Origin of the sequence: Pseudomonas sp. R11-23-07, assembly GCF_003852295.1 — a bacterium.
In the GTDB taxonomy this organism is placed as follows: Bacteria; Pseudomonadota; Gammaproteobacteria; order Pseudomonadales; family Pseudomonadaceae; genus Aquipseudomonas.
The window spans coordinates 3,163,153-3,189,902 of the sequence record NZ_CP027761.1 but is presented as its reverse complement, the minus strand read 5'-3'; the positions used below and the strand labels follow the sequence as shown (position 1 = coordinate 3,189,902).

Here is a 26,750-nt window from a genome sequence, read left to right as displayed (position 1 = left end):
GCTACGGGGGTGTTAGAGTGGGGCTGTTTCGTTCGACTACAGGACCGTTCATGACCTTGCCCTTCGTCAAGATGCACGCCCACGGCGACGACTTCATCATCATCGACCGCCGTGGCCAGGATAACCCTATCACGGCGCAGATCGCCCGACGCCTGGGCGACCGGCACACCGCATCGGTTTCAATCAACTCGCGGTCATGCTCGACTGTGACGACGCCGCTGCCCGCATTCAGTTCTGGAACTGCGACGGCACGCCGCTGCAAACCTGTGGCAGCGCCACAAGGGGCGTGGCCGACCGTTTGATGCATGAGGCCGGCACCCATGCCGTGGTGCTGCGTACCGACCGTGGCTTGCTCACCTGCGTGCGCGTGGACGGGCAGCGGGTGTCGGTGGACATGGGCGAACCTTCGTTGGCGTGGGAGGCGGTGCCGCTGGCGCGGGCGATGGACACCCGCGTGCTGCCCATCGACGGTGAACCGGCCGCCTGCGGCATGGGCAATCCGCACTGTACGTTCTTCGTGGAAGACATCGCTGCAGTGGATGTCGAAGCGGTGGGCCCGGCCCTGGAATATCACCCGCTGTTCCCGGCCAGGACCAATGTGCATTTCGTGCAGGTGCTCGAGCGTAACCGTATCCGCCTGCGGATCTGGGAGCGTGGCGGCGGCGTGCCGCTGGGTTCCGGGTCCTGTTGCTGCGCGGCGGTGGTCAATGGCGTTCGACGCGGGCTGCTGGATGACAAAGTGGAGGTCGAATGCGATGGCGGAACCCTGACGGTGCAATGGGACGGGCAGGGCGGGGTGGTGTTGACGGGCAGCGTCGAGCCGATCATGCAGGGTGCGGCGTACCTGCCTGGAACGTCACGCTGAACGTGGTGCCGCGCGTCGCGCAGGAGTTCACCGCCACATCGCCGCCATGCACCCTGGCCAGTTCGCGCACGATGTACAGGCCCAAACCCACGCTGCGCACATCGCTGCCCTGGTGAGTGCCTCGGGTCATGGGTTCGAACAGCCCGGCCAGCAACGCTTGGGGAATCGCCGCGCCGTAGTTATGCACCGCAACCTCACCGCCCCTGGCGCCCAGGCGCGAGGTGACGGTGATCGGCCGTTGCAGATCGCCATAGGCCACGCTGTTGGCGACGAGGTTGCCGACCATCTGCTGCACACGGTCGGCATCCAGGCACGCGTCGCCATGGCCCTCGGCCTGATGCACCAGCGTGGCCCTGGGGAAGGCCACACGCAGTTCGTCCACGGCGTGATGAATCACCCGGTGCAAATCCAGTGGCCGGGCCCTGATAGTGATGCCCTGGCCGACCCGGGCCTGGGTGAAGTCCAGCAGGTCGGCGATCATGCGCTGGGCGCGTTCGGACGATTGGGCGATATGCCCGAGCAACTGGTGCTCCTTGGGTGTGCGCTCGCCGCGGCGAAGAAAGTCCGACGCCATGCGGATCGCGGCGAGGGGGTTTTTCAAGTCGTGGCTGACAATCGCCACCATCTGCTCGGCAAACAACGCACGTTGCTGGGCAATGGCATAGGCTTCGCTCAATTCTGCCTGGGCCTGGTGCAGTGCCTGTTCGGCGGCGGTTTTTTCCTGAAGCAGCGCTTCGGCCAGCTTGCGTGCGTTGAGCAGCTCGCGCTCGTACTTGTCGCGGTCGGTGGTGCCGAACAGCGCCAGGTCATACACCACGCCCTCGGCCTGCTGGCGTTGGCTGGCATTGAGCAGCACGGTGACTTTGTGCCCGTCACGATGGCGAATGTCGAGCTTCACCTCGTTGACGCTGCCATGCATGCGCAGCATCGGCGCCAGGTGGGTCTGGTAGAAAATCCGCCCGCCCATGGTCAGCAGGTCTTGAAAACGTTGGCCGAGCAGATGGGCCGCGCTGAGCCCGAGCCACTCACCCAAGCGCTGGTTGGCGTGCAGAATCGTGCCGTCTTGCTGGGTCACCGCCAGGGCGCAGGCGGCGCTGTCGAACAGCGACTCAGCCGGCACTGACGCTGGCCCATGGCGCCAGGAACTCATCCATCGCCGCCGCGCACGCCTGGGGCGCACTCATGTGCGGGCAATGGCCGATGTTGTCTACCAGGTGATAGGTGCTGTTGGGCAGCACAGCGTGCAGGTATTCGCCGACGGCCACGGGGGCGATCAAGTCGTCGCTCGACTGCAGGATCAATACCGGCGTGGTCAGGCCGATCACATCGTCGCGGTTGTCCGAGAGAAAGGTCACCCGGGCAAATTGCTTGGCGATGTCGGGTTCGGTGCGGCAGAAACTCTCGGTCAGTGCGGTGCTCAGCTCGGGTTGCCCAGGGGCACCCATGATCACTGGGGCCATGCTGCTGGACCAGCCGAGGTAGTTGCTGTCGAGGGTGTCGAGCAGGTCTTCGATGTCGTCGCGCTTGAAACCGCCGACATAGCCGTCGGCGTCGATATAGCGCGGCGATGGGCCAATCATCACGTGCGCCGCGACCCGCCCCGGCGCGAGACGGTCAGCGAGGGTGCCGATCATGGCGCTGACCGAGTGCCCCACCAGAATCACCGGGCCTTCGGCGTAGGCGTCGATCAACTCGTCGAGGTCGTGGGCGTAACCTTCCAGGGTGCCGTACTTGGCTTTGTCGAAGGCGCCAAGGTCCGACAGGCCGGCGCCGACCAAGTCATACAGCACAACACGAAAGCGTTCGAGAAAATGCGGTGCCAGGTAATTCCACATCGCCTGGTTGCAGCCGAAGCCGTGGGAAAACACCAGGGTCGCCGCGCCGCGGCCCATCACATTAACGTTGTTGCGGTGACGTAGGTCCATGGCGTTCTCGTAGAGGGCTTGTTGCTATACAACGTGGCGGCAGTTTAGAGAGTCGCAGGGCCTGGGTCACGCGTTTGCGCGTAGATAAGGTACAGTCGGCGCCTTCAGGAAGAAACTTCAGGTAACAGTAGATGATGGTGATTCTGCGGCAATCCGTCTTGAGCGTGCTGGTCCTGATGTTTGCCAGTTTGTTGATGACCGCCCAAGCCGACACATCGCCCATTGGCGTTGCGCTCGATCAACGGGTCATAGACCTGACAAACACCCTCGACGCGGGCAGCGTCTTGCGCCTCAAGCAGCAACTGGCCGACCTTGAGCAGCGCAAGGGCGCTCAGCTTGCCGTATTGCTGGTGCCCAGCACCGGCGACACCGGCATCGAAGACTATGCCAACCAACTGTTCCGCGCCTGGAAGCTGGGGCGCAAGGACGTCGACGACGGCATCCTGCTGGTGGTGGCCAAGGAGGACCGCACCGTGCGCATTGAAGTGGGCTATGGCCTGGAAGGTACGGTCACCGACCTGCTGGCCCATCGCATCATCGAAGAGCGCATCACCCCGGCATTTCGCCAGGGCGACTTTGCCGGCGGCGTTCAACAGGGTGTGGACGCCCTGACCGTGCTGGTGGACGGCGGCGACCTGCCCAAAGTGGCCGGGCCTGGGATCAATCCACAAATCATCGCGGTACTGGCGGCGTTTGTGCTGGGCGGCCTCATTGGGGTGCTGCTCGCCGCCGGCAAGGTGCATTGGCGCAAGGCCTTGATCATCGCCGTGGCGGCCACGTTATTGCTGGCGCTGCTGGGCGGTGGTCGGGAATGGCCGATGTTTCTGTTCGTAATGCCGCTGACCCTGTTGATTGGCGGCGCCACCTTCGGCGCGTTGTGGCAGCTACGGCCGCTGTTTTACGGCGTGGTCGGGCTGCTGGTCTACAGCGCCGCGTTGGGGGTGGCGGATCGGTATGTGAACGTCAGTTTTATCCATTGGCTGGCGTGGCCGCTCGCTGTGTTGGTGGTGCTGGGGTTGTATCTGCTGCTGTTGATGATCATGAGGCACACCTGGAGGACCAGCCGCACAGGCTTTGTCGTGCGGCTGCTGGCGGCGGTCGCCGTCTATGGGGTGGCCGGGTGGATGCTGGATGACGGTCGCGACGGTTGGCTGCTGGCGTTTCCTATTGCTTCGTTCGTGGCGCTGATTATTTTCGGCAAGCTCGGCGAGGGCTCGGGATCGGGGTCTGGCGGTGGGTCGGGTTCGAGTTCCAGCAGTTCCAGTTCCAATTCCAGTAGCAGCTCGTCCGGTGGCGGTGGTTCCAGTGGCGGCGGTGGGGCGTCGGGGAGTTGGTGAAATGATCGGTGCAATGGCTGGGGCCGTTTGCCGACTGCGCAATGCGTTCTAGCGCGGCGTATTGAGCTTCATCTAGCGACAGAAATTTTCTGGGAACTGATAATACCTTAGTGGCGTTTATTCAGGTGGTTTAAGGGTTTGTCTCATGAGTGAGTTGCCAGGGTTACAGGAAGTTGCGTATCTATTGTCTAAGGCGCAAAGCGCTTCAGAGGTGGATCAAATTTGGATGTTGGCTGGCTTGAAAGAAAACATGACAGTTATCATCGCGCTGGAAGAATATAAACGAGCAAATATTCCTACTGCTGTAAAAAAGTACGCAAAAGGCAAAGATTCGGTGCTGGTTCCGTATTTTTCTGGTGGTGAAGTCTATTTTTTAAATAGCGCCATCCTGTTATCGTACTTTGAACGGGGGCGGGCGGATTTTAAAATCGATTATAGCTTGATGTTCGATACTAATATGGCATCTTACGTCGACGCGCTGATGCGGGGGCGCCCATTAAAAAGTATGCATAACAGGGTGATTTCTTTTGTCGATGATATTTTGAGTGACGACTTGAATTTTGATTATTTTTACTATATGGCGGAGAATGTAAAAGAGGTGAAAAATATTCACCAATGCCCGACGGCGTCGCCGTTGGCCTTTTGGAGAACGCTGAGTAAAGCGTTCCGGCGTAACTTGGTAAGTCTGCAACTTTTTAGAAGTATTGATTGTGCTGAATATCGGCGCAGCTCTAATCCCAAACCGAGATTCACTCACTGGGAAGCTGCACGCAGAGCTATTACCTTTAGTCATAGCTACTACGCCTCCAAAGAGGGGCGCGAGCGGGCGTTGAGTTTCGTATTGATGCAGCGTGTTATTTTGCTGCAAGTGATTGGAATAGTAAAAATCCAGCTTTCATCTAACAAGTCGGCAAAATATAAAATATCTGAGTTTTTTGATTACGTTAATGATGTGGTTGGTGTTTACTTGGATCGCGAGGCGATTGTCGCACACAAGTATTTCGTTGAGCCGCGTTTGATCAAGATGTTGGAAAAAATAAAGAGAGGTCCGAAAATACCTAGACGGCTCCTAAAAAAGTTGGACAATATTGCATGGGATATGGCCGCGCCACGGTATATGGAGACGCTGATAATGTCTCAAGGTGAGGGTGATTTTTTTATCCCCATGTTTATCAGTTTTGACGGCGGATTGAAGCAACTTATGAACGCTTACCAAGTAAAGGGCGTGGTGTTTGATAATCGCCGTGGAGGTCTTATTCCTTTACCGCTGATCAATACAGAGGAATATTTCGAGGCGCACGGATGTGCTGACGCACTTTTAAAAATCGGTGAACAAAAAAAAGCACGATCTGACAAGCTACCACCGAACAGGCACGACCTTCATCAATTGATCAAGCGCGAATATGCGGCGCTCAGAAAACTCTTGTTATAAGGCGCATTGACGGGGGCTGTGGTGCCCTGCTGTCTCGGGCGACGATATGGGGCGGTCATTACGAACTCTCGTGGTCGGAGTCTTTTCACCATCTCACGCCAAGTTATCCCGCCGTAATCCGATGACTAGGTCTCACGCTAATGTAGCCCGTGCGGATATAGAAGGCATATCCTGCTATTTGCGCAATAAACCCAGATTGGACGTCAGTACTTATTCACGTATCTATAATGCGATGACGTTCAGTTTGTTCATGTGACTTAAGAGCGCTTTCATACAGAGTCTGAATTTTGCGTTGCATGGGAAGGTGTTATTGTGCCATTCTCTCAGGAGAAAAATATGTCTAAGTTCCAAGGTTTGTGTATCTGGAGCGAAGGCCGGTTGATATCAATTAGATAGTTGGTGATCCACGGCTTAGATGTGGCAGGGTTTTGCTGGGTAATGGTACTTATAGTCTAGGTAGTAAATTGAATGTGAGCTACAATAGAAAGTAAATAGTTTTGTCATTGTAAGAATAACGCTTTAGTGCTGATTAATTTTTATATTAATCGGGTTGTGTAGGATTTTCTATTTTTGATTTTTTGCTTGGAGGGCGTATGTCTGACTCAAATAATACAAAAGACGTTATAGATGCTGTTGCCGGATTGACGAAAGAGATTCCCATATATCAAGATTTTCTTCAGCCAGCGGTTCAAGAGTTGGGAAAAGGCTTGCACACGTTGTCTAAAACGGTAAGCTTAGCTTTGTTGCCTGTCAGCGCCTTGGTTTGGGGTGTAGACGAAATTAAAGATTTTGTAGTCACTAAAGTTACTCAAAAGCTCAGAAATGTTCCAGAAGAGGACGTAATTGCTCCAAGACCAAATGTTGGTGGCCCAATTTTGGAGGCTCTTAGATATACAGGGCATGAAGATGAGTTGAGCGATATGTACGCCAACTTACTCGCGTCTGCGATGGACGTATCTACCGCTAATCATTCACATCCGTCATTTGTTGAATCAATAAAACAAATGACATCTGATGAGGCGAAGATTATGAAGCTTTTTCTCAAGCGGGATGCGTTTCCTACGCTCACAATTCGTGCAGAATTTAAAGAAAGTAATTCAGGGTACGATCATACCCTGTTAGTAAGTGATTTGGGTTCGTTAGCGATTTGTGAGAGCCCAGCTATGACCCCCTATTTTCTTGATAACCTACGTCGATTGGGCTTGGTCGAGCTATTGCGGGAGCACGGACTGCACGACGCGGCTGGTTATGAAGTTCTTGAAGAGAGTAACGGCGTTGTGCAGGCCATTTCCGAAATTTCCTACGAGGAAGAGATGAAAGCGAGGATTATACGTGGCGCAGTAAAAGTCTCTCCTCTTGGACGGTTATTTTTGCAAGTTTGTGTAGTCTCGAAAGAGTGATTCTTAGTTTGGTAAAAAGTAAGTATGTTTACGTTAACGATAACGCGTGCTTTCTGAATGAACGCGGCGCCTATGAGTCTTTCGCGAGCAAGCTCGCTCCTACAAAAGATCTGCGCGGTTTTGACCGAATCGACACGACCAATCGTTAGGCTTGAACCTTGCGAAACCCCATCGCCGACCAAAGCCAGCGACGGGATGAACTAGAAGGTGACCTTCGTACAGGCGCAACCGAGCGTTTGTATCAGACCCCCGCCGCCAACTTGCCCCCCTCCATCCGGCGCTTATACGCACTGTCCCGGCTCGCCAACCAGAAGTACAACGGCGATGTCACCACCAACCCCACCACCCAGGACAGATCCGCCCCGTTGATGTGTTCGGAAATCGGCCCAACGTACAGCGGCGTATTCATGAACGGAATCTGCACCGCGATCCCCACCGCATACGCCAGCAGCGCTTGTGGGTTGTACTTGCCATAGATCCCGCCATCCACGCGAAAGATCGAGGCGATGTCATATTGGCCTTTGTGGATCGCGTAGAAGTCGATCAGGTTGATCGCTGTCCAGGGCACCAGGACCACCAGCAGCACCAGCACCATGTCGACGAAGTGGCCGATGAAGTCCTTTGAGGCGAATACCGCCGCAATCGCGCAGGCGGCCAGTACCACCACCGAGATCACCGCGCGGCTTTTCGCCGTAGGGATCCAGCGGTAGGCAAAGGTCTGCACCAGGGTGATGATCGACAGCACCGCGCCGTACAGGTTGAGGGCGTTATGGCTGATCACGCTGAGCAGGAACAGCACCAGCATCAGCGGGCCAATGGCGCCGGTGGCGAGTTTGACGGCGTCCATGGTGTCCATGCCCTCGGGGGTGGCGAGCACGGCGACGGCACCGAAGATGAAGGCCAGGCTCGACCCCAGTACGGAGCCCAGATAGGTGGTCCAGAAGGTGGACGCGACGGGCACATCGGCCGGCAGGTAGCGGGAATAATCCGAAACGTACGGCGCAAAGGCGATCTGCCACAGCGCAGCCAGGGAAACGGTGGCCAGCCAACCGGAAATGTTGAAGCTGCCGCGGGTCAGGAAATCCGTGGTCTGCACATGGGTGAAAATGTAGCCGAAGCCCAGCACGATGCCGGCGCCAAGTACCCAGGTGCCGATGCGGTTGAGCACATGGATGAAGCGATAGCCGATGATGCCGATGATGCCCGAACCGATGGCGCCGATCACGATGCCGACGGGTACCGGTACTGCATCGACCACGCCATGCAAGGATTTGCCGGCCAGCACGATGTTGGAGGCGAAGAAGCCGATATACATCACGCCGGCAATCACCACCACCAGCAACGCGCCGAGGGAGCCGAACTGGGCACGGCTCTGGATCATTTGCGGAATGCCCATTTGCGGGCCCTGGGCCGAGTGCAGTGCCATCAACACACCGCCGACCAGATGGCCGACCAGAATGGCAACGATGCCCCATACCAGGTTGAGGTGGAACAACTGCACCCCCAATGCGCCGGTGACGATCGGCAGCGGCGCGATGTTGCCGCCGAACCACAGGGTGAACAGGTCTCTTACCTTTCCATGGCGATCTTCCGGGGGCACGTATCCAATCGTGTGTTTTTCGATAAGCGGGGCGGAGGATGTTGCAGTGGTAACCATGACGAGCTCCAAGGCAAGGTGAGTACGTGGACGTACTTCGCTGTGCGCAGCAACGGCGGCGCTTTGTTGTTGGAGTGATCATCTGCAATGGGCACGGGGAGGTAAATTAGTAAGTTTGTTGCTATAGACCTTAAAAAAAGTATCTCGCGGCGGTTTTTGCTCCGGTATGTTGCATGGGCTTGAATCGATGAAATAAGCCGGTTTTTCTTGCACGTTTTTGGGGCGAAAACCCCCGTTTTCGGAGGCCCCGATGGCTGCCTACAACCTGCGCCAACTCAGATATTTCGTCACCACCGCCGAATGCGGCAGCGTCGCCGAGGCGTCGCGCAAGCTGTATATCGCCCAGCCGTCGGTGTCCACCGCCATCAAGCAGCTGGAAGACAGTTTTGGTGTGCAGTTGTTTATCCGCCATCACGCCCAGGGTGTGTCGCTGACCCCCAGCGGCGCGCGGTTTTATCGCAAGGCGCTGGAGCTGCTGCGGGTGGCCCATGAGTTCGAACAGAACGCCTTGGCCGACAATGATGTGGTGGCCGGGCAGATCGATATCGGCTGCTTTGAAACCGTGGCGCCGTTGTACCTGCCGCGCCTGATCGCCGGGTTCAAGACACGCTGGCCGGGGGTGGAAATCCGCCTGCGTGACGGCGAGCAGCAGGAGCTGGTGCAGGCGCTGACGGCGGGCACCATCGATGTGGCGATGCTGTTCGAGCACGACCTGGGCGGCGCCATCGAAACCACGCCGTTGATGCCGCCGCAGCAGCCATACGCGTTGTTGCCGGCCGATCACCGCTTTGCACGGCAGGCCAAGGTGTCGTTGGTCGACCTGGTGCTGGAGCCGATGATTCTGCTGGATGTGCTGCCGAGCCGGACTTACTTCGTGAGCATCTTTGATGAGCGGGGGTTGACGCCGAATATCGTGTTCAGCTCGCCGTCGATCGAGATGGTACGGGGCATGGTGGGGCGCGGGTTCGGGTTTTCGATCCTGGTGACCAAGCCGTTCAGCGAGTACACCTATGATGGGCAGAAGGTGGTGTGTATCCCGCTGGCGGAAACCGTCACAGGCTCGGGGTTGTCGGCGGTGTGGCTCAAGCGCGCACCGCTGACCAAGCCGGTGCAGTTGTTCGTCGATTACTGTCGCGAAGAACTCGCCCGATTGCTCGGATAAACACAGAGCCCAATGTGGGAGGGGGCTTGCCCTAATGCCAGTCAGTTAAGCGTACACCGCCCTCTGTAGGAGCGAGCTTGCTCGCGAAAAATGTCAACGATAACGCGTGCTTCCTGAATAAACGCGGTGCCTGTGAGTTTTTCGCGAGCAAGCTCGCTCCTACAAAAAGCCTTAACTTAGGGCTTGCCCCTCCCACATTTGATTTGTGGTGTATTCACATGCGTAGCGAGTCCAGCATCCGCTTCAGCATTGCGTCGCAGCCGCTGAGCTGCTCCACGCGCACAAACTCATCCGGCTTGTGCCCCTGGTCCATACTGCCAGGCCCGCACACCACGGTGGGAATGCCCACCGCATCAAACAGCCCACCCTCAGTGCCAAACGCCACGGTGCCAAACGCACTGGAACCGCAAAACGCCGCAATCAATTGCGCGGCCTGGCTGTGCTCATCGGTGACCAGACCCGGGTAAGCCGACAGCTCGGTGAACCGAATCGAACTCTGCTTGCTCACGGCCTGCATGCGCGGCAGTACTTGCTGCATGGCGTAGGTGTGCAGTTCGTGCGCCACTTCAGCGGGATCCGTCGAGGGCAGGGCGCGTACTTCGAAATCAAACCGGCAGTCGGCGGGCACGATATTCAGGGCCTTGCCGCCGCTGATCACGCCGGTTTGCACGGTGCTGAACGGCGGATCGAAGCGAGGGTCCTGGTGTGCACGCAAGCGTTGGCCAATGCGCCCCAGTTCGCCGATCAACTCGGCGGCATGCTCGATCGCATTCACTCCGGACGGTGCATACGCCGAGTGGCACGCCTCGCCCTGTACATCGCAGCGCATCGCCAGCTTGCCCTTATGGCCGAGCACCGGTTTGAGCTCGGTCGGCTCGCCAATAATGCACAGCATCGGCTTCACCGGACGTTGCGCCAACACGTCGAGCAGCGAGCGTACCCCGAGGCAGCCGACTTCTTCGTCATACGACAGGGCGATGTGTACCGGCAGGCGCAGCCGCGCCTTGACCAACTCCGGCACCAGCGCCAGCACGCAGGCGATGTAGCCTTTCATGTCGGCGGTGCCACGCCCGTATAGCTTGCCGTCATGCTCGGTCAGTTGAAACGGCGGCAGCGTCCAGGGCTGCCCATCCACCGGCACCACATCGGTATGCCCCGACAACACAATGCCGGGTAATTCCACCGGGCCGATGCTGGCAAACAGGTTAGCCTTGCTGCGCGACGCGTTGTAGATCAGCTCGCTGGCCACGCCGAACCCCTCCAGGTAGTCGCGCACGAACTCGATCAACTGCAGGTTGGACTCGCGGCTGGTGGTATCGAACCCCACCAGCGTCTGCAACAACTCGCGGCTGCGGCTCATCGCTCGTCTCCGGCCACGCCATAGCCTGGGGAGCGATCCGGGGCGAGGGCGCGGTCGATGTAGTCCTGCACTTGCGGACGGTAGGCGTCCCACAGTGTTTGCAATTGACTGATGGGGGCTTCATCGGCCCAGTCCACGCGCAGGTTGATGATCGGCCAGGTCAGCTCACCCACCACCACCAGCGCGGCGGAATGCACCGGGCCGGCTTCGCCACCGGCGCCGATGGCGGCATGCATTGCCGCGAGCAAGCGGTCCGCCAACTGGCCTTCGCCGTGTTCGAAGGCGCTGACCATTGCCTCGATCACCCCTCGGTCGGCGAGCATATTCCCCGCCGCCACACATTGCTCGCCCGACACGGCATTGTGGGTGCCGAGGGTTTCGCTGCCGCTGAAATGCACGCTGCGGCCCAAGTGATCGATTGCGGTTAATTGGCGGTATTGGCTGTAGCCGTTGCGCGTCAGGGCTGTGTCGACGGCATCCGCCGGCGTGAGGCCTTGCTCCAGGCAGTCGAGCACTTCCGGGCCAAGGGCCGGCAGCGTGATGTTCTGGGTGGCGACCGCACCTACACCCGGCCGCAGCCATGGGCAACGCGCGCCCACGGCGATGCTCGAGGAGCTGATGGCGATGCCCAGCTGGCCGGTCTCCGCGCAGCGACCCACGATTGAAAAGGTCATGGCTAGTCTCCTTACTCTGGAATAACCGCGATCACATCGATTTCCATCAGCCACTGCGGCTGGCCCAGCGCTGAAACCACCAGCCCGGTGGAGATCGGGAACACGCCCTTGAGCCACTTGCCGATTTCCTGATACACCGGTTCGCGGTAGCGCGGGTCGATCAGGTAGGTGGTGGTCTTGACGATATGCGACAGATCGGAGCCCGCTTCCTCAAGCAGTTGCTTGACGTTGCGCATGGCTTGTTCGGCCTGGGCACGCGGGTTGCCCAGGCCGATCAGGTTGCCGTCGAAATCGGTGCCCACCTGGCCGCGCACATACACGGTATTACCGGCACGTACGGCTTGGCACAGGTCGTTGTCCAGGCTTTGGTTGGGGTAGGTTTCCTGGGTGTTGAACATGCGGATGCGAGTATGAGTAGGCATCAAAAAAACTCCGGCAAAGGGATCAGGCGCTGACAGGGGAGGGGCGAGCCAGCGGGGCGGCTTCGCGGTACTCAAGGTATTGACGCTGGATGGCGATATGGTCGGCGACGTACTTGGCGTCGTGCCACACGCCCCAGATAAATGACGAGCCACGGCGCGACTGCCACGGCAACCCCAGGAAATAAATCCCGGCTTCGCTGGCTACGCCGCGCTGGTGCCGGGGCTTGCCGGCTGCGTCGAATGCGTCGACCTTGAGCCAGCTGTAGTCCACGGCAAACCCGGTGGCCCAGATGATCGAAGTGATGCCGGATTGGGCAAGGTCTAGTTCCAGGATCGGATGCTTGATGCAGTCGGCATCCGGGAATACGCGGCGGGCGTCGGGCTCAAGCGGCAGGTCGAGGCCGTTGCGCTCGATGTAGGCATCGGCCGCATCCAGCAGGGCCAGGTAGTTCTCATCGCCACGGGCCAGATTCTCTACCAGGTTCGGTTGGAACGTGGCGACGCTGCCATTAAACCCTTGGGTCAGGCCGACCAGGGTCATGCCTTGCTGGGCCAGTTCCCGAAAGTCGATGGTCTTGCCGCCGTGGGCGCCGCTCACCGCGATGGTCACGTGCTCGCGGCCGGGTTTCATCGCGGCCTGGTCCCACTCGCCCAGCACCCCCAGCCACCAGCAGAAATCCCGGTTGCGATAAGCCCGAGGCGGACGGTCATGGGCGCCGACCGACAGGTACACCTGACGACCGGAACGTTGCAGTTCATCGGCGATTTGTACGCCGGAAGAGCCCGCACCCACCACCAGCACGGCGCCCGCCGGCAGTTGCGCCGGGTTGCGATAATCGGCGGAATGCAGCTGATGCAGCGCGGTATCTGTCGGCGCGATCGCCGGAATTACCGGCTTCTGAAACGGCCCGGTGGCGGCCACCACGCGGTTGGCTTCGATCACGCCTTGGCTGGTGTGTACGGTAAAGCCTGGACGGCCTTCATTGCGCACCACCGCCGTCACCTCCACGCCCGTACGAATCGGCGCATTGAACTTGCGCGCATAGGCTTCAAAGTAATCCGCCACGCGCTCCTTCGGCGCAAAGCCATCGGGGGCCACATCATCGAATTCCAGGCCGGGAAAACGGTCATGCCAGGCCGGCCCGTTGGCCACCAGTGAATCCCAGCGCCCGGTGCGCCAGCGCTCGGCGATACGACTGCGCTCCAGCACCAGGTGCGGCACGCCGTGCTTGCTCAAATGCTCGCTCATGGCCACACCGGCCTGGCCGGCGCCGACCACCAGGGTGTCGGTTTTTGTTATTGATTCAGTCATCTGTCTGTCCTTGCGTCATGCAGTTGGATTCAACGTGGGCATGGCTTCAAGGCTAGGGGGAGGGTGGTTTTTAATAAAATATTATTAAGCTTGGGAGTGAGCATAAATATCGGATGCAGCGTCAGAGTTCGCCGTAATATTTCACCGCCGCCGCAGCCCGCGACGGTACCTTCAAACTGCGCAGCAACGACGACACATGAATGCGCACGGTAAACGGCGAGATCGCCAGGGCCTTGGCGATTTCCTTGTTGGTCTTGCCCTGGGCGATCAGGCGCAGCACTTCTCGCTGGCGGGCGGTAAGCGTGTGAATGTCGAGGGGCAACAGGCCCGAGGGGGCGAACTTGACCAAAACTTCACCTTCACGGATCGCCAACAGCGCCTGGCCGATCTCGTCGGGGGCGATGTTCTTGCCGATAAAACCGTCGACGCCCAGGTTCATCACCTGTTCGATCAGCGCCGGGTCATCCACCATCGACACGACCACCAGCGTAGTGCGCCGCAGTTGTCGGCGCAGGTCGGCGAGCTGGCTCATGCAAGTCAGCCCGGGGAAGCGCAGGTCGAGGATCAGTGTGTCGATGTCGTTGGGGTCAAGCAGCAATCCATGCACATCCTCCAGGGTGCCGGCTTCCTGTACCACGGCCTCGGGTAGCAGGCGCTGTACGGTACGCGCCATGCCTTCGCGAAACATCGGATGGTCGTCGGCGATGATGATCCGGCCGGTCATGATGGGCTCCTTCCTGGGGCATGGCTGTGCTGAGGCATGTTACTTTACCACCGCGCCCGCAAAGGGCATGTCAAGGATATGACTATGAGTCTTGAGACCAACTCCGAACTCGACCAGGCCAACCTGCGCATCATGGTGGCCGCGATCGCCATTGTGTATATCGGCGTGCTGGGTTTTTTGCCCGGGCATTCGCTGGACACCTATCTGCCGGTGATTCTGTACATTTTCGTGTTCCTGCTCGCGTCCATCGCTCTGCGCCAGGTGATTGCGCGCTGGCCAGGGCATTACCCGGCGCGGCGGATTTTCGGCATGCTGCATGATTACACTGGCACCTCATTCGGCCTGGTAGTGGGTGGTGAAGCGGCGTTGCCGCTGTATGCGGTGATGGTGTGGGTCAACTTGGGCAATGGCATGCGTTACGGCTCGCGTTACCTGGCGATTGCCACCGGGCTGGCGTTGCTGGCGCTGCTGGTGGTGTACCGGCTTACGCCGTGGTGGCAGGCGCAGCCGTTCATGGTGCTGATGCTGATGATCACCAGCACGGTGATCCCGGTCTACGCGCACATACTGCTGGAGCGCACGCGCAAGGCCTCCGAAGAAGCCATCGCCGCCAACCTGGAAAAATCCCGCTTCCTGGCCCAGGCCAGTCATGACCTGCGTCAGCCGATCCACTCCATCGGCCTGTTCACCGCCTGCCTGCGCGAAGCCCGGCTGGGCGATGAAGAGCGGCGATTGGTGGACAATATCGACCGTTCGTTGCTCAACGTGTCGCAACTGTTCCGCTCGATTCTTGACCTCTACACCCTCGATAACGGTCGGCTGCTGCCCAAGTACCAGGTGATCGATCTGGGGGAGTTCCTTGCTGACCTGGTGCGCCAGAACGCCGAAGCGGCGCGCTGGGCCGGGGTGCACTTGCAGCTGCGCCCGTGCGCGCACTGGGTGCAGGTGGATCCGGCGTTGTTGGCGACCATGGTGCAAAACGTGCTGTCCAATTGCTTCAAATACGGTGCGCAACGGCCGGTGTTGATTGGCGTACGCAGGCGTGGCGGTGGTTTGGCGGTGGAGATTCATGACCGTGGGCGGGGAATTGCCGAGGAGCATCTGTCAAAGGTCTTCGAAGAATTTTATCGGGTGCGCCACGTGCGCGACAAAGACGTCGAAGGCGTGGGCCTGGGGCTGTCGATCGTCAAGCGCCTGGGACGCTTGATGGACCTGCAGGTAAGTCTGCGCTCGCGGGTGGGACATGGCACTTCGGTCAGCCTGTACGGCCTGACGCCAGTCTCCGCGCCACGTCAGCCGGCACCGCGCGATGAGGCACGCCAGGCCGGGCTGTTGACGGGTTTGAAAGTCTGTCTGGTGGAAGATGACCACAACGTACTGCTCGCTACCCAGGCCTTGCTGGAGCGCTGGGGCTGCCAGGTGCAGGCAGAGTCATTAGGGCATGACCTGGTCAGCGACTGCGACATCATCGTCGCCGACTATGACCTGGGCAATCATGCTACCGGCATCGAATGCATCGACCATCTGCGCCGGCAACGCGGTTGGGCGGTGCCGGCGCTGATCCTCACCGGGCACGACGTGGAGAAAATCCAGGCCGCGTTGCACGATCGTCAGATCGCGATCCTGTCCAAACCGGTGCGACCTGCGCAATTGCGTGGCACCCTGCGTGAGCTCAGTCGGGAACAAATTACTGCATAAATGGGGTCAGCGCGTTGCCACGTGCCCCTTTGGGTTGGCAGAAAGCGGCAGGCTTTATCAGGCCAAAGCTGCCGACTGCATGCAGTGCGCCACCCACGCCGGTTGAGAGCACGCAGTTATAGTCACCGGACGCGGTGCTCGCGATGTAATAGGTTGTCATGGAGTCGCTGCGCACATTGGCAATACGCTTCACGGGTTCACCCAAGTTGGTCTCCGACAGCGTCTTGAGATGGTCTTCGGTGGGTTTGATATTGCTGCAACCGGCGACGCCGATGATCAGTGCGCCAAGCAGGGCGAGACGAGTAACGGGGGAATGGAGTTTCATGGTGCTTCTTCCTTGGGTTGTTATGGTTTTTCCAATGCGCAACGGCGCCTCACGCGCTGAATACGTGGTGTTGGTTGGGCGTTGGAAGTGGCGAGGAATATAGCGCTGGGGGAGGAGTGGGTCGATTAGCACAAATGGGCTAATGGCAGTTTGAATTCTGGAGAAGGGGAGCGCTGTGCTGGAGATAAAACGAGCCACACCAGACGACGCTGACAGGGCGTTTGATATTCGTCGCGAGGCCATTCGCAGTCAGTGCATTGGCGCCTACAGCGCTGAGCAAATGGCGCTCTGGACCCGAGGCCGCGCAAGCGACGGTTACAGCATCCTGATGGGAAAACTGTTCTACCTGGGGTGGGTGAACGGTGAAGCCGTCGTCACGGGCATGCTTGACCTGGCCAACAATGAACTCGGGGCGTTGTTCGTAAGGTCCGCATTCACCGGGCGCGGTTATGGCAAGGCGATGCTTGACCACCTGGAAGACGTTGCGCGGCAGCGGGCGGTTGCAGAGGTGGTGCTTGACTCGACGTTGAACGCGGTGAGCTTTTATAAAGCGTGCGGGTATGTGGGGCATGAGCAGACGGTGTATCGCTCTCCAGCGGGACTGGTGTTGGCGTGTGTGCCGATGGTGAAAAAGCTTGCGGCTGACTCCGGCGTAGCGGGCAGCGAAAGCGAGTGCTTTGTTACGTAATTGCCTCCCCGCCGGTCAGCCACAGAGCCTTGAAACCAGTGCCGGTGTTATAGTCCCGGCGCTTTTTACTGTTTGATTGCGCCGGGAGGCTCCAGGAGAATCCGCATGAATCTCTACACCGCTGGCTACGAAGGGCTGTCCATTGACGCGTTCATCGCACAGCTCAAACACGCCGGTATCGACAAGGTGCTTGATGTACGTGAATACCCGTTGTCGCGTAAAAAAGGTTTTTCTAAAAATGCTCTTGCCCAGTGCCTGGCTGTGCATGGAATTACCTATGAACACAGCCGGCCACTCGGGTGCCCGAAACCCATACGCAAGCAGTACAAGGAGGACGGCAATTGGTCGACCTATGCACGGGATTTTCGGGCTTACATCCGAACGCAGGGCGATGTATTGAATTCACTGATTTCCAATGCCGCCGTCCAACGAATTTGCATGGTCTGCTATGAAGCCGACGCAAATTTCTGCCATCGCAGCCTGATCGCCGAAGCAGCCCAGGAAGTAGCCGGCTCGCTGCAGACTCAGCATCTCGCTCAGAACAACGCTATCTGCTGATGCCCCGCATTGCCTCGCTTTGGCGGGTAGATCAAGCTGACGATAAGCCACTGGCCGGGAAAACGATGGATCGTGCCCATTAGAAACATCAGGTCCCTGGCGGGTAGATCGGTTTCCAGCTTGTGACGCAATGGAGCTTCCCATCCTGAAGCGCCATATTTGCGATGCACGTTTCTATAGAGCTGGCTGGCTTCCCAATCGACGATTTTGTGGGTATGAGATTTCAATACGCCATCAACCATGCATTCGTAGACGTAATGAAAGTCAAAAGGCACTTTTTCCAGGCGCTTTATGCCCGTGTGTTCCCATTCTTCAAACAGACTGTGTTGGCGTTGCATTGACTGCAGCTTTTCTATCTCGTCGAGTGTCCAGTCTGTGGAGGCTGACTTTCGGATGCGCAACGCGACAATCCGTGCAGGTTTGACCAGGCCTAGCGTGATGTTGTGATCGATCCTTGCCCGTTCCAGCGCGTCGAAGCTTTCATAAACCGTCAGCTTTTCCAGGAGCCGCCGCCGTTCGTGCCAGTCTCCAGCGGGCAAGATATTACCCACGCAGATACTGTCTACGCCGATCTTATGGCTTTCCGGCCTGCGGTCTGCCGGGCTTCGCTCAATATAGGCTTCGATCCATTGCCATTTGGCGAACCGTTGTTCACCGGTGATCAGGCGAAAAGGTACCGGATAAAGTCGGATGAGATTGCCGTGCTCGTCCATCCCTGCGACGCAGGACGTTTCGGCGTATTTCGCGCTGGGTGAAGGGTAGGTCTTACACAGAATCAGAATTCGAACCTTGCGTTTCATGCGGCCATATCCAAAGGTCTTTTCTGAACTGTATCCAACCGTTGGAAAGCTGCCAGGAAGACTTGTAACCTCGCGTGGATATACCGTTACCGAACCCTATCGGCCCGCGAAATCAGTGCGCAATCGCTCAATCACCTGCTCCACCCCAGGCCCTTGAATCAGCGGCGGTGTGAGGCTCTCGCCAAATTCACGCCATACAAACAGCGTCAGTTCAGCCCCGTCGGTTACGTTGTTGGCGAGTGCTTGCGAGCCGAAATTGTGCAGCGTGCGATAGCGTTCGTCCTGCCAGAACGCTTGCTCTATCCAGTCATAGACGGGGATGAAATGAAAGTGCAGCGCAAATCCCGGCATATGCCCGTAGCGGCTGATGTAGAGCCACTTGGGCTGCAGCTGCGTTTCCATTATCCGTTGGGTTCGGGCAAGCAGACCGCCCAGTTCGGCCAGTGCGGCGTCGGGCATGTCAGCGAGGGAGGCAATCGGTGCCTTGGCACCCAGCATCAGGTAGCCCGGCAGTTTTGAAGATTGATGATGGTTGAGCAGCCAGTGTTCGGTCTGGTGCAGGATGAAGGCGGGGTCGATTGGCATGGGCGCGCGTCCATGTGGCTGGAGCGCCAGGATAACAAAGATCCCCGAAATGGGCGTGGTTTCGAATCTGTGGGAGCCTGACCATCGACGGCTATGTAACTGATACGCCGCAATCCAAATGTGGGAGGGGGCTTGCCCCCGATGAGGAAGTATCAGTCACTGCATCTGTGACTGACCCACCGCCACCGGGGGCAAGTCGAATCGTCGCACCGCCCCTCCCACATTTCTGACCGGGTTCGAGCCTCAATGCATCTTGCTGTGGTCCATCTGGCTATGGTCCATCCCGTCAACACCCCGCGCAGCAGCCTTCACTTCAATGCTTTGCTCAGCGCCCTTGGCATCTTTTACCGTAAGGGTCAGCGGCACCTGGTCGCCTTCCTTGATCTGGCCGGTCAGGCCCATCAGCATCACGTGGTAGCCATTCGGGTCGAGGGTCACGGCTTTGCCGGCGGGCAGGGCCACCGAGTCCACCGGGCCCATGCGCATTACGTCGTCCTTCATGCTCATTTCATGGATCTGCACGTCCTTGGCCACGGGCGACGCCACGCGCAGCAACTGGCTGTCGCTGTCGGCGGTGACGGTCATGAACGCGCCGCTGGAGGGCTGGCCCGGCACGGTGGCGCGGACCCAGGCGTCGGTCACTTGCACCTGGGCGCTGGCGTGGGCGGCGAGGCCGAGCAGGGTGAGGCCGAGGGTGAGACGCTTGAGGTGTTGAACGGCAGTCATTAGCAGACCTCCATGACGGTGAGCAGGTCTTCTGCGCACTCTTTAGCAGTAAGGGACGCCTGCAAGCCAAGGCGCAGGTTGCCACGGGTGTCGAACACGAAGCTGGTGGCGGTGTGGGACAGCGTGTAGGTGTCGCCGGCGGGGATCTTTTCATAAAAGATCCCGAACTCCTTGGCGGCCACGGCGATTTCCTGCGGGGTGCCGTAGAGGGCTTCGAAACTCGGATCGAAGGCCTTGACGTATTTGTCGAGAATCTCCGGGGTGTCGCGCTCGGGGTCCAGGGTGATGAACACCACCTGCATGATTTCACCGTCGCGGCCCATCAGCTTCTTGGCCTGGGCGGCACGTGCCAGGGTGGTCGGGCAGACCGCCGGGCATTGGGTAAAGCCGAAGAACACCACGGGCATCAGGCCACGGTACGAGCTGAGGGTGACGGTTTCGCCGTCGGTGTTCTTGAGCTTGAAAGTGCGCCCCATGATCTTGTCACTGAGGTCTTTGCCGTACTTGAAATTCAGCTTGGGGCTGTAGTCACAGCCGCCCAGCAGGCTGCCCAGGCCTAACAGGCCCATGCCGGTCAGCACTTTGCGACGGGTGAATAACGTACTCATCAACTGTGCGTCCTGTGAAACGCCTGAATGGCTGTGCAGCGGCCCACCCGGCTTTGAAAAGGAGTAACGAGAAGGGTGCAGAGTCTACCAACCTTGGCCACCGCGCGTAATCTGCGACGTTCTGCCACAGGGCAGCATTGCGCTGCGTCCTTTTGCGGGTTCGGTGGTAGCGGCGGCGCATGAAAAGGGGCGTCTCGGTTTCCGATTAAGGCTTGGCTGACCGGTGTTCCAGTAACATCCCGAACTACTTTGCCTGCCCGGTGTGCAGCGCTGTCACTGTCGCGAGCATATTCATGATTTTCAGTCGCGATGGAACGCGACAGGGCCTGTGAGCAGGCCTGTCGCTACCGCAAAATCAGGGAAGGGCTTGAAAACAGGGATCACGCGGCCAATGGCTTACTCGCCAGAGACTTCTTGTAAGTTGCTTTCATCGCTTCCATTTGCGCGCCCAGCTCGTCCAGCTTCGCCTTGCCCAGCAGTTTCTTGGCCTGGGGAAACATCTCGGTTTCTTCTTCTTCGATATGGTGTTCCAGCAGCTCCTTGACCACTTTGACGCGGCCGGAAAACTCGGTGGAAGACGGATCGGTCTGCTTCAGGTCAGGCAGCACCAGTGAATCGACAGTGCGGTGCTCCTCCTTGGCTTCGTGGTACATGATGTCCTGTTCCTTGCCGCCGGCTTCCCTGAAAGCCGGGTAGAGGATTTCTTCTTCCAGCTTGGTATGCAGGGTAATTTCCATCTCCAGCTTGGCCAGCAACTCGGTGCGTTTTTTCACCCCGCGCTCGGTGGATTCGCTCAGTTGGGTCAGCAGGGTCTTGACGCGTTCATGGTCGGCTTTGAGAAGGTCGATGGCATTCATGTGGAACCTCACGGGTAGTAGTCGGGCATGTCGAAACGCACGCCTCGTGAGTCAGAAGATTGCATGACGCGTACCAACTTTTACGCAAAAAAAATTGTCTTAAAAATCATATAGATAGAGTCAAGCTAGCGTTTCGCTGTCGTGCAGGTTGCATGATCGGTCGTTGCCGGGATTGCACAACGCACATTTACCGCGTTGGCCCAGGTTCCGGTTGAAAAAATCCAATGGAACCCTTGGCGCTTCTGCTTGACCTAAGCCTTAGACCTCAGGAGGTGAAACATGGAAATAAACTATATCTGGATCGTACTGGCGGTGATTCTGCTGCTCTTGGAATTGTGGGCGATCAATATCGTATTGCGCAGCACCGGGGGTTGGGAAACCAAGGGCTTGTGGGTGGTGGTGCTGGTCTTCGTACCGCTGCTGGGGCTGATCGCCTGGGCGATGTTCGGGCCCAAGCGTGAGATGGCGCAAGAGCGCAAAAACTAAAAACATTCAGCGATAAAAAAACAGGCGCCCATGGGGCGCCTGTTTTGGTTGCGACCTGAAGATCAGCCCGCGACTGCCTTGGCAATCGCTTCATTGAACGCCGGCAGATCGTCCGGCGTGCGCGAAGTGATCAAGGTCCAGTCATTGGCTTTGCATTCCTGCACCTGGGCATCGACCACGCCGGCGGCACCGGCGTTTTCCAGGTCGATACGCACGCTTTTATACGCGGTGAGGGTTTTGCCTTTGACCACGCCGGCGTCGATCAACGCCCACGGGCCGTGGCAGATCGCCGCGATGGTCTTGCCGGCCTGGGCGAACTCATTGATCAAGCGCAGCGCGGCGGCGTCCTGGCGCAGGGTGTCGGCATTCACGGTGCCGCCGGGAATGACCAGCGCATCGAAGTTGCCGCCGACCACGTCCGACAGTTGCACGTCGGACTCCACGGTCTGGTCCTTTTCCGTATCGCCGACAAAGGTCTGGGTGGTGCCGCCTTTGCTGGACGCGTGCGTTACCGTCGCGCCGTAGCTACGCAGGGTTTGCAGGGGCTTGAGCAGTTCGTCACGCTCGATGCCGGTGTTGGAGGTGATGACGAGGATGTGCTTGCCGTTGAGTTGCGAACTCATGGTCGAGTGTCTCCTTGGGTCATGGAAGGATTAATGGGCGTGTTTGGCTTGCAGCTCCTTGGCCATTTTCAGGTGTGCTTCCAGGGTTGGCAGAGTCTTGGTCGCGAAGGCCTTCAACTCGGCATTGTCCGAGGACTCAGCTTCCTTCTTGAACAGGTCGACGGTTTTTTGATGGGCGTCGACTTGGTTGTTGGCGTACGCCTTGTCGAACGATTCATCGCGCATTTCCAGGATGGCTTTCTTCGCCTTGTCGGTCAGGGCGGCGTCATCCGGTACTTCGATGTCGAGTTTTTTCGCCAGGGCCATCAGTTCCTGATTGGCCTTGGTGTGGTCAGTAATCATGTGTTGGGCAAAAGTTTTCACGTCTGCCGAGCTGCTTTTTTCCAGGGCCAGCTTGCCGGCTTCCACTTCGGTGATACCACCTTCGGCCGCATTGTCGACAAAGTCGTTGGACGTGGCGGCCATCGCGGTGGAAATCGAGCCCGCAACCAGCGCGAATGTCAGGCCCATTTGTTTCATCAGTCGAGTCGTCATGGTGTCTCTCCTTGGGAAATGGCGTGATGCCGTTACATCAGTGTTGAGCCGCGCCCTGTGCAAAAGGTTTAAATTTTTTTTGCGTGAATTGACCCAGCGGCCAAGCGGGCAATTTCCTTGAACTAATCCAAATTTCCAAGGTTCTGCTGCATAGGGCCGCCGCTGTGGGTGGCCTGCCATTGCCAGGAGATAGCACTGTGACCGATCACACGCCCGCCGATAAAACCCCCGCACCCATCAGTTCCGAAGACGCGCAAAAAGGCCATGCCGACGGCGCCAAGGGGCAAACCCTGGAACGTCCGAACCCCAAGACCGAAACCATCGACAAAGTCGTGACGCCGACCTCGATCAAGGACCTCGAGCGCCAGACGGATGCGATCAACGAGAAGCTCAGCAAGGGGCAGTGAGCATGGCCCGTTCCATCAGCGCGGCCGAGTTGGGCATCGCGCTCAAGCCCGGCGATGACACCGGCCTGTTCAAGTGGTTTATCGCCAGTTTCCTGATGGGCAAGCGCATTCAGGCGCCCATTGCCGCGCAAGCCTACAAGGTGATCGTTGAAGAGGAGGGCCGCGACACGCCGCGCAAATTGCAGCACTGCACATCGCGGGAGCTGGTGGCGATGTTGGGGCGCGCGCATTACGTGCGCTACGACGAAACCACGGCGCAACGCCTGTTGGACCTGAGCGCGAAGCTCAACGCCGAGTACAGCGGCAAGATCACCCGCATGCTCGAGGCCAGCGATAACCGCCAGGCGTTCGAAAAACGCTTGGGTGAGTTCGAGGGTGTCGGCCCCAAGACCATCGAGATTTTCATGCGCGATGCCGCCACGGTGTTGTTTTGACAGCACCTCTGTATGTGGGCTGCGCCGGCTGGAGCTTGCCCCGCGAGCATTGGCCGGCGTTCGCTGAGCAGGGCACGCATTTACAACGCTATGCCTCGCGTTTCAACGCGGTGGAAATCAACAGTTCGTTTTACCGACCTCACCTGGCAAAAACCTATGAGCGTTGGCGTGAGTCGGTGCCTGCGGGTTTCCGTTTTTCAGTCAAGGTGCCCAAGCGGATCACCCACGAACTGCGCTTGCAGCAGTGTGGCACCGCCTTGGACGAGTTTCTCGCGCAATGCCTGCAACTGGACGAGAAGCTGGGGTGCCTGTTGGTGCAGCTGCCGCCGTCCCTGAGGTATGAGCCGTTGGTTGCCGGCGCTTTTTTCGAGGCGCTGCGCCAACGGTTTGCCGGTACCGTGGTGCTGGAACCGCGCCATGCCAGTTGGCTCGCGGCCGGAACTTTGTTGCAGTCGCTCGAAATCGGTTGGGTCAGCGCCGACCCTGCGGTGATCGCTGCCGGTGATGCCTGGCACGGCGTGGGTTATTGGCGTCTGCATGGCTCGCCGCGGATTTATCACAGCGCCTATGGGCACGAGCGGGTGCAGGCGTATGCGCGGTTGCTGCGCCAGTCGATTGAAGAGGGCATTCCCACCTGGTGCATTTTCGACAATACCGCCAGCGGCCATGCGGTCGCCGATGCCCTCGACCTGCTCGACGTCTACCCGCACCTCGACACTCGGCAAGGCTTATAAACGCAACGGCTGGTTAGCTGGGCGAGGGCCGGGTACTCTTTGTTTTCAGTGCAGTCTGTTCTCAGTTCAGTCTGTTCACAGTTCAGGGAGAGGTGACCCGATGTCGTTGATCACAACCATCGAAGACTTACGCAAGCTTGCGCAGAAACGTGTCCCGCGGATGTTCTACGACTACGCCGATTCCGGCTCCTGGACTGAGAGCACCTACCGGGCCAATGAAAGCGACTTTGCCCGGATCAAATTCCGTCAGCGCGTGGCACGCAATATCGATGAACGTTCGATTCGCGCCAGCATGATTGGCCAGGACATGGCCATGCCGGTAGCCCTGGCACCCACCGGCCTGGCGGGCATGCAGCACGCCGATGGTGAGATTCTCACCGCCCGCGCCGCTGCGGCGTTTGGCCTGCGCTATACCTTGTCGACCATGAGCATCTGTTCGCTGGAAGACATCGCTGAGCACGTCGGCCAGCCCTTCTGGTTCCAGTTGTATGTGATGCGCGACCGTGGGTTTATCGAGCGTTTGATCGAGCGGGCCAAGGCGGCTGGCGTTGATGCGTTGGTGTTGACGCTGGACCTGCAGATCCTCGGGCAGCGCCACAAGGACCTGATCAACGGCCTGTCCGCACCGCCCAGGCTGACCCTGCCGAACATCCTCAACATGATGACCAAGCCGCGCTGGGTGATGGGCATGCTGGGCACCCAGCGACGGGGCTTCGGCAATATCGTCGGGCATGTGACGGGGGTGGCCGATATGAGTTCGCTGTCGGCGTGGACCGCCCAGCAGTTCGACCCGCGCCTGAGCTGGGACGATGTGGAGTGGATCAAGAAGTGCTGGGGCGGCAAGCTGATCATCAAGGGCATCCTCGATGTGGAGGACGCGCGCCTGGCGGCCAATACCGGCGCCGATGCGTTGGTGGTCAGCAACCACGGCGGCCGCCAGCTGGATGGCGCGCCGTCGAGCATCAGCCAGCTGCCGGCGATTGTCGAGGCGGTGGGCAAGCGGATTGAAGTGTGGCTCGACGGGGGTATCCGCTCCGGCCAGGATGTACTCAAGGCCATGGCGCTGGGCGCCAAGGGCACCATGATCGGGCGCCCGCACCTGTATGGCTTGGGGGCGATGGGCGAAGCGGGCGTGACAAAAGCGCTCGAGATCATCGCCCGTGAGTTGGATGTGTCGATGGCACTGTGTGGCTATAACGATATACGCGAGGTGAATCGCGAGATCTTGCTGCCTGGCACGTTTCCTGACAGCGCGTGATGCGAAAAAAAAACCTGAAAAAGTAAAAAGAGTTGTCCACGAAAACCGTGGGTATCTCTGTGGATAACTTTGCAAGGGCCCGGCAGCGTTGGCGATTTAACCTGCGGTCAATATTTGATCAACTTTCAATGTGGGCCAATATGGCCAGGGTTTGCGCTTGACAGGCCTGAGCGAACCCAGTGCCGAAAAGCGCATTTATGAGTCGCCCACGCGGCCTGTGGAGTGCGTGACCAGCGGTGAAGGCATGCTCGTTTGCATCAGCTTGTGCAGCGCTTGGCCATAGTCGCGCCCGGCCAGGCTCATGCTGTTGTTATGACTGGCACCCGGCACCAGTAACAGCCGCTTGGGCTCCTGGGCGGCTTCAAATAATTGCTGGCTGAAACGCGGTGGCACGTAGCGGTCATCGAGGCCATGCACCACCAGCAAGGGCATATGAATATCGGCCATCTTGTCGATGGAATCGAATTTCTGCGAGAGCAACCAGCGTACCGGCAACGAGGTATTGGCAACCGCCGTGGCAACATCTCCCAGGGAAGTGAACGTGGATTCGATCACCAGCCCGCGCACCGGCAGCGGTACCTGCTTACTCAACTCTGCGGCGAGGTCGATGGCCACTGCGCCACCCAGGGAATGCCCGTAGAGCAGGCGTTTGCCGGGGTCGGGTTGCAAGGTCTGGAAGCGCTCCCAGGCGATGCGTGCATCTTCATACACCGTGGTTTCCGAAGGCAGGTCGCCCTGGCTTTTGCCAAAACCGCGATAGTCGATGGCCAACACCGAAAAGCCCATGGCGTGCAATTGTTCGATGCGAAACAGCTGGCCGGTGAGGTTCCAGCGTACGCCGTGCAGGTAGAGGATGGCGGGCGCATCTTTCTGCGCGGCCGGGTACCACCAGCCGTGGATATTCTGGCCGGCTTTGAAGGCGGCGGGCTTGATATCGAACTCCTGGACGGCATTGGGCAGCCCGGTGTACCAGCCTGCGGTGCCCGGCTCGATACGAAACACCAGCTCGCGCTCCTTGTGTTGCAGCACGGCGCAGCCCACCGGCAGGCCGACGATCAACACGGCCATGCACAGCAGCGCCAGCCAGCGCAGGCCCCGGCGGGGCATAGAACGAGATGACATGAAGGTTCCATTACAAAGGGCGAAGCACGGGTTGTAC

Annotated in this window: 29 protein-coding genes and 2 pseudogenes; 14 read left to right on the top strand and 17 right to left on the bottom strand. The window is 58.9% G+C overall.

Annotation, left to right across the window (positions count from 1 at the left end; translation table 11 throughout):
- Positions 1-50 precede the first annotated feature (50 nt).
- A pseudogene (gene dapF, locus C4J84_RS14520) lies at positions 51-865 on the top strand (diaminopimelate epimerase).
- On the opposite strand, the gene C4J84_RS14515 reads toward dapF, so the two are convergent.
- Together C4J84_RS14515 and C4J84_RS14510 are read right to left on the bottom strand one after the other, a co-directional pair.
- Positions 825-2,015 carry an ATP-binding protein gene (locus C4J84_RS14515; protein ID WP_372238192.1) on the bottom strand — a complete coding sequence of 397 codons (1,191 nt, stop codon included), beginning with the start codon at positions 2,013-2,015 and terminating at the stop codon, positions 825-827. The pseudogene dapF and the gene C4J84_RS14515 overlap by 41 nt on opposite strands.
- Complete coding sequence (locus tag C4J84_RS14510) at positions 1,975-2,790, bottom strand: alpha/beta fold hydrolase (RefSeq protein WP_124429821.1); 816 nt, start codon at positions 2,788-2,790, stop codon at positions 1,975-1,977. The genes C4J84_RS14515 and C4J84_RS14510 overlap by 41 nt, the downstream gene beginning before the upstream one ends.
- A 131-nt stretch (positions 2,791-2,921) precedes the next feature.
- Between C4J84_RS14510 and C4J84_RS14505 the strand changes: the two genes are divergently transcribed.
- The 3 genes from C4J84_RS14505 to C4J84_RS14495 all read left to right on the top strand — a co-directional run bounded on the left by C4J84_RS14505 (position 2,922) and on the right by C4J84_RS14495 (position 6,959).
- A complete protein-coding gene (locus C4J84_RS14505) occupies positions 2,922-4,127 on the top strand; it encodes a YgcG family protein (RefSeq protein WP_124435599.1) in 1,206 nt (401 codons plus the stop codon).
- A 145-nt stretch (positions 4,128-4,272) separates the two neighbouring features.
- Positions 4,273-5,559: a hypothetical protein gene (locus C4J84_RS14500; protein WP_124370995.1), complete on the top strand. Its 1,287-nt coding sequence runs from the start codon at positions 4,273-4,275 to the stop codon at positions 5,557-5,559.
- A gap of 593 nt (positions 5,560-6,152) precedes the next feature.
- Positions 6,153-6,959: a DUF4393 domain-containing protein gene (locus C4J84_RS14495; protein ID WP_124370994.1), complete on the top strand. Its 807-nt coding sequence runs from the start codon at positions 6,153-6,155 to the stop codon at positions 6,957-6,959.
- Between the two features lie 241 nt (positions 6,960-7,200).
- On the opposite strand, the gene C4J84_RS14490 is transcribed toward C4J84_RS14495, so the two are convergent.
- A complete protein-coding gene (locus C4J84_RS14490) occupies positions 7,201-8,616 on the bottom strand; it encodes a cytosine permease (RefSeq protein WP_124370993.1) in 1,416 nt (471 codons plus the stop codon).
- A gap of 250 nt (positions 8,617-8,866) precedes the next feature.
- On the opposite strand from C4J84_RS14490, the gene C4J84_RS14485 reads away from it, so the two are divergent.
- Positions 8,867-9,778, top strand: a complete 912-nt coding sequence (locus C4J84_RS14485; RefSeq protein ID WP_124363197.1) for a LysR substrate-binding domain-containing protein — start codon at positions 8,867-8,869, stop codon at positions 9,776-9,778.
- Positions 9,779-9,992: 214 nt separating this feature from the next.
- Here the strand turns inward: C4J84_RS14485 and argE are convergent, their stop codons facing one another.
- The 5 genes from argE to C4J84_RS14460 form a co-directional block, all read right to left on the bottom strand.
- On the bottom strand, positions 9,993-11,138 hold the full coding sequence (gene argE, locus C4J84_RS14480) for an acetylornithine deacetylase (RefSeq protein WP_124370992.1): 1,146 nt from the start codon (positions 11,136-11,138) through the stop codon (positions 9,993-9,995).
- Positions 11,135-11,812 (bottom strand): DUF1028 domain-containing protein, encoded by a 678-nt coding sequence (locus tag C4J84_RS14475; RefSeq protein WP_124363195.1) that lies wholly within the window; start codon positions 11,810-11,812, stop codon positions 11,135-11,137. Before C4J84_RS14475 ends, argE begins: the two co-directional genes overlap by 4 nt.
- 11 nt (positions 11,813-11,823) lie before the next feature.
- Positions 11,824-12,234, bottom strand: a complete 411-nt coding sequence (locus tag C4J84_RS14470; protein ID WP_124370991.1) for a RidA family protein — start codon at positions 12,232-12,234, stop codon at positions 11,824-11,826.
- Between the two features lie 22 nt (positions 12,235-12,256).
- Entirely contained in the window at positions 12,257-13,546 is a 1,290-nt protein-coding gene (locus C4J84_RS14465) for an NAD(P)/FAD-dependent oxidoreductase (RefSeq protein WP_124435598.1), read from the bottom strand.
- A gap of 121 nt (positions 13,547-13,667) precedes the next feature.
- The gene (locus C4J84_RS14460; protein ID WP_124435597.1) at positions 13,668-14,270 is read right to left on the bottom strand and encodes a response regulator transcription factor; all 603 of its coding nucleotides are present in this window, start codon (positions 14,268-14,270) and stop codon (positions 13,668-13,670) included.
- A gap of 84 nt (positions 14,271-14,354) precedes the next feature.
- On the opposite strand from C4J84_RS14460, the gene C4J84_RS14455 reads away from it, so the two are divergent.
- On the top strand, positions 14,355-15,968 hold the full coding sequence (locus C4J84_RS14455) for a hybrid sensor histidine kinase/response regulator (RefSeq protein WP_124435596.1): 1,614 nt from the start codon (positions 14,355-14,357) through the stop codon (positions 15,966-15,968).
- Here the strand turns inward: C4J84_RS14455 and C4J84_RS14450 are convergent.
- Complete coding sequence (locus C4J84_RS14450; protein ID WP_124367328.1) at positions 15,958-16,293, bottom strand: hypothetical protein; 336 nt, start codon at positions 16,291-16,293, stop codon at positions 15,958-15,960. The genes C4J84_RS14455 and C4J84_RS14450 overlap by 11 nt on opposite strands.
- 175 nt (positions 16,294-16,468) lie before the next feature.
- Between C4J84_RS14450 and C4J84_RS14445 the strand changes: the two genes are divergently transcribed.
- Together C4J84_RS14445 and C4J84_RS14440 are read left to right on the top strand one after the other, a co-directional pair.
- Positions 16,469-16,981: a GNAT family N-acetyltransferase gene (locus tag C4J84_RS14445; protein WP_124435595.1), complete on the top strand. Its 513-nt coding sequence runs from the start codon at positions 16,469-16,471 to the stop codon at positions 16,979-16,981.
- Positions 16,982-17,086: 105 nt separating this feature from the next.
- Positions 17,087-17,539: a DUF488 family protein gene (locus C4J84_RS14440; protein WP_124370986.1), complete on the top strand. Its 453-nt coding sequence runs from the start codon at positions 17,087-17,089 to the stop codon at positions 17,537-17,539.
- On the opposite strand, the gene C4J84_RS14435 is transcribed toward C4J84_RS14440, so the two are convergent.
- From C4J84_RS14435 to C4J84_RS14420, 4 genes are all read right to left on the bottom strand, one after another.
- The gene (locus tag C4J84_RS14435; RefSeq protein WP_124429814.1) at positions 17,518-18,339 is read right to left on the bottom strand and encodes a hypothetical protein; all 822 of its coding nucleotides are present in this window, start codon (positions 18,337-18,339) and stop codon (positions 17,518-17,520) included. The genes C4J84_RS14440 and C4J84_RS14435 overlap by 22 nt on opposite strands.
- A gap of 96 nt (positions 18,340-18,435) precedes the next feature.
- The gene (locus tag C4J84_RS14430; protein ID WP_124435594.1) at positions 18,436-18,924 is read right to left on the bottom strand and encodes an HIT family protein; all 489 of its coding nucleotides are present in this window, start codon (positions 18,922-18,924) and stop codon (positions 18,436-18,438) included.
- A 243-nt stretch (positions 18,925-19,167) separates the two neighbouring features.
- Complete coding sequence (locus tag C4J84_RS14425; RefSeq protein WP_124363192.1) at positions 19,168-19,650, bottom strand: copper chaperone PCu(A)C; 483 nt, start codon at positions 19,648-19,650, stop codon at positions 19,168-19,170.
- Positions 19,650-20,258, bottom strand: coding sequence for an SCO family protein (locus tag C4J84_RS14420; protein WP_124363191.1), 609 nt, complete (start codon positions 20,256-20,258; stop codon positions 19,650-19,652). Before C4J84_RS14420 ends, C4J84_RS14425 begins: the two co-directional genes overlap by 1 nt.
- A gap of 209 nt (positions 20,259-20,467) precedes the next feature.
- Here C4J84_RS14420 and C4J84_RS26785 point away from each other — a divergent pair.
- Positions 20,468-20,557, top strand: a pseudogene (locus C4J84_RS26785) (DUF2946 domain-containing protein); the annotation flags it as partial.
- A gap of 81 nt (positions 20,558-20,638) precedes the next feature.
- Here C4J84_RS26785 and C4J84_RS14410 read toward each other — a convergent pair.
- On the bottom strand, positions 20,639-21,115 hold the full coding sequence (locus C4J84_RS14410; protein WP_124370981.1) for a hemerythrin domain-containing protein: 477 nt from the start codon (positions 21,113-21,115) through the stop codon (positions 20,639-20,641).
- Between the two features lie 279 nt (positions 21,116-21,394).
- Here C4J84_RS14410 and C4J84_RS14405 point away from each other — a divergent pair, with 279 nt between their 5' ends.
- On the top strand, positions 21,395-21,601 hold the full coding sequence (locus C4J84_RS14405) for a hypothetical protein (protein WP_124363189.1): 207 nt from the start codon (positions 21,395-21,397) through the stop codon (positions 21,599-21,601).
- 62 nt (positions 21,602-21,663) lie between these two features.
- Here C4J84_RS14405 and C4J84_RS14400 read toward each other — a convergent pair whose 3' ends face one another.
- Both C4J84_RS14400 and C4J84_RS14395 read right to left on the bottom strand, forming a co-directional pair.
- Positions 21,664-22,224: a type 1 glutamine amidotransferase domain-containing protein gene (locus C4J84_RS14400; RefSeq protein ID WP_124370980.1), complete on the bottom strand. Its 561-nt coding sequence runs from the start codon at positions 22,222-22,224 to the stop codon at positions 21,664-21,666.
- A gap of 30 nt (positions 22,225-22,254) precedes the next feature.
- Positions 22,255-22,758: a DUF4142 domain-containing protein gene (locus C4J84_RS14395; protein ID WP_124363187.1), complete on the bottom strand. Its 504-nt coding sequence runs from the start codon at positions 22,756-22,758 to the stop codon at positions 22,255-22,257.
- A gap of 197 nt (positions 22,759-22,955) precedes the next feature.
- Between C4J84_RS14395 and C4J84_RS14390 the strand changes: the two genes are divergently transcribed.
- From C4J84_RS14390 to C4J84_RS14375, 4 genes are all read left to right on the top strand, one after another.
- Entirely contained in the window at positions 22,956-23,165 is a 210-nt protein-coding gene (locus C4J84_RS14390; protein ID WP_124370979.1) for a hypothetical protein, read from the top strand.
- 2 nt (positions 23,166-23,167) lie between these two features.
- Positions 23,168-23,599, top strand: a complete 432-nt coding sequence (locus C4J84_RS14385) for a DNA methylase (protein ID WP_124370978.1) — start codon at positions 23,168-23,170, stop codon at positions 23,597-23,599.
- Positions 23,596-24,333, top strand: a complete 738-nt coding sequence (locus C4J84_RS14380) for a DUF72 domain-containing protein (protein WP_124370977.1) — start codon at positions 23,596-23,598, stop codon at positions 24,331-24,333. Before C4J84_RS14385 ends, C4J84_RS14380 begins: the two co-directional genes overlap by 4 nt.
- 100 nt (positions 24,334-24,433) lie before the next feature.
- Positions 24,434-25,591: an alpha-hydroxy acid oxidase gene (locus C4J84_RS14375; protein WP_124370976.1), complete on the top strand. Its 1,158-nt coding sequence runs from the start codon at positions 24,434-24,436 to the stop codon at positions 25,589-25,591.
- 195 nt (positions 25,592-25,786) lie between these two features.
- Here the strand turns inward: C4J84_RS14375 and C4J84_RS14370 are convergent, their stop codons facing one another.
- The gene (locus C4J84_RS14370) at positions 25,787-26,713 is read right to left on the bottom strand and encodes an alpha/beta hydrolase (protein WP_124363182.1); all 927 of its coding nucleotides are present in this window, start codon (positions 26,711-26,713) and stop codon (positions 25,787-25,789) included.
- Between the last annotated feature and the right edge of the window lie 37 nt (positions 26,714-26,750).

What these genes read in the sequence shown, in the direction of transcription:
- C4J84_RS14435 (WP_124429814.1), bottom strand. Translation starts at nt 18,339, where the DNA reads ATGAAACGCAAGGTTCGAATTCTGATTCTGTGTAAGACCTACCCTTCA.
- C4J84_RS14385 (WP_124370978.1), top strand. Translation starts at nt 23,168, where the DNA reads ATGGCCCGTTCCATCAGCGCGGCCGAGTTGGGCATCGCGCTCAAGCCC.
- C4J84_RS14510 (WP_124429821.1), bottom strand. Translation starts at nt 2,790, where the DNA reads ATGGACCTACGTCACCGCAACAACGTTAATGTGATGGGCCGCGGCGCG.
- C4J84_RS14505 (WP_124435599.1), top strand. Translation starts at nt 2,922, where the DNA reads ATGATGGTGATTCTGCGGCAATCCGTCTTGAGCGTGCTGGTCCTGATG.
- C4J84_RS14450 (WP_124367328.1), bottom strand. Translation starts at nt 16,293, where the DNA reads ATGAAACTCCATTCCCCCGTTACTCGTCTCGCCCTGCTTGGCGCACTG.
- C4J84_RS14395 (WP_124363187.1), bottom strand. Translation starts at nt 22,758, where the DNA reads ATGACGACTCGACTGATGAAACAAATGGGCCTGACATTCGCGCTGGTT.
- C4J84_RS14375 (WP_124370976.1), top strand. Translation starts at nt 24,434, where the DNA reads ATGTCGTTGATCACAACCATCGAAGACTTACGCAAGCTTGCGCAGAAA.
- C4J84_RS14485 (WP_124363197.1), top strand. Translation starts at nt 8,867, where the DNA reads ATGGCTGCCTACAACCTGCGCCAACTCAGATATTTCGTCACCACCGCC.
- C4J84_RS14440 (WP_124370986.1), top strand. Translation starts at nt 17,087, where the DNA reads ATGAATCTCTACACCGCTGGCTACGAAGGGCTGTCCATTGACGCGTTC.
- C4J84_RS14515 (WP_372238192.1), bottom strand. Translation starts at nt 2,015, where the DNA reads ATGAGTTCCTGGCGCCATGGGCCAGCGTCAGTGCCGGCTGAGTCGCTG.
- C4J84_RS14455 (WP_124435596.1), top strand. Translation starts at nt 14,355, where the DNA reads ATGAGTCTTGAGACCAACTCCGAACTCGACCAGGCCAACCTGCGCATC.
- C4J84_RS14470 (WP_124370991.1), bottom strand. Translation starts at nt 12,234, where the DNA reads ATGCCTACTCATACTCGCATCCGCATGTTCAACACCCAGGAAACCTAC.
- argE (WP_124370992.1), bottom strand. Translation starts at nt 11,138, where the DNA reads ATGAGCCGCAGCCGCGAGTTGTTGCAGACGCTGGTGGGGTTCGATACC.
- C4J84_RS14490 (WP_124370993.1), bottom strand. Translation starts at nt 8,616, where the DNA reads ATGGTTACCACTGCAACATCCTCCGCCCCGCTTATCGAAAAACACACG.
- C4J84_RS14420 (WP_124363191.1), bottom strand. Translation starts at nt 20,258, where the DNA reads ATGAGTACGTTATTCACCCGTCGCAAAGTGCTGACCGGCATGGGCCTG.
- C4J84_RS14370 (WP_124363182.1), bottom strand. Translation starts at nt 26,713, where the DNA reads ATGTCATCTCGTTCTATGCCCCGCCGGGGCCTGCGCTGGCTGGCGCTG.
- C4J84_RS14465 (WP_124435598.1), bottom strand. Translation starts at nt 13,546, where the DNA reads ATGACTGAATCAATAACAAAAACCGACACCCTGGTGGTCGGCGCCGGC.
- C4J84_RS14460 (WP_124435597.1), bottom strand. Translation starts at nt 14,270, where the DNA reads ATGACCGGCCGGATCATCATCGCCGACGACCATCCGATGTTTCGCGAA.
- C4J84_RS14495 (WP_124370994.1), top strand. Translation starts at nt 6,153, where the DNA reads ATGTCTGACTCAAATAATACAAAAGACGTTATAGATGCTGTTGCCGGA.
- C4J84_RS14400 (WP_124370980.1), bottom strand. Translation starts at nt 22,224, where the DNA reads ATGAGTTCGCAACTCAACGGCAAGCACATCCTCGTCATCACCTCCAAC.
- C4J84_RS14430 (WP_124435594.1), bottom strand. Translation starts at nt 18,924, where the DNA reads ATGCCAATCGACCCCGCCTTCATCCTGCACCAGACCGAACACTGGCTG.
- C4J84_RS14500 (WP_124370995.1), top strand. Translation starts at nt 4,273, where the DNA reads ATGAGTGAGTTGCCAGGGTTACAGGAAGTTGCGTATCTATTGTCTAAG.
- C4J84_RS14410 (WP_124370981.1), bottom strand. Translation starts at nt 21,115, where the DNA reads ATGAATGCCATCGACCTTCTCAAAGCCGACCATGAACGCGTCAAGACC.
- C4J84_RS14425 (WP_124363192.1), bottom strand. Translation starts at nt 19,650, where the DNA reads ATGACTGCCGTTCAACACCTCAAGCGTCTCACCCTCGGCCTCACCCTG.
- C4J84_RS14475 (WP_124363195.1), bottom strand. Translation starts at nt 11,812, where the DNA reads ATGACCTTTTCAATCGTGGGTCGCTGCGCGGAGACCGGCCAGCTGGGC.
- C4J84_RS14405 (WP_124363189.1), top strand. Translation starts at nt 21,395, where the DNA reads ATGGAAATAAACTATATCTGGATCGTACTGGCGGTGATTCTGCTGCTC.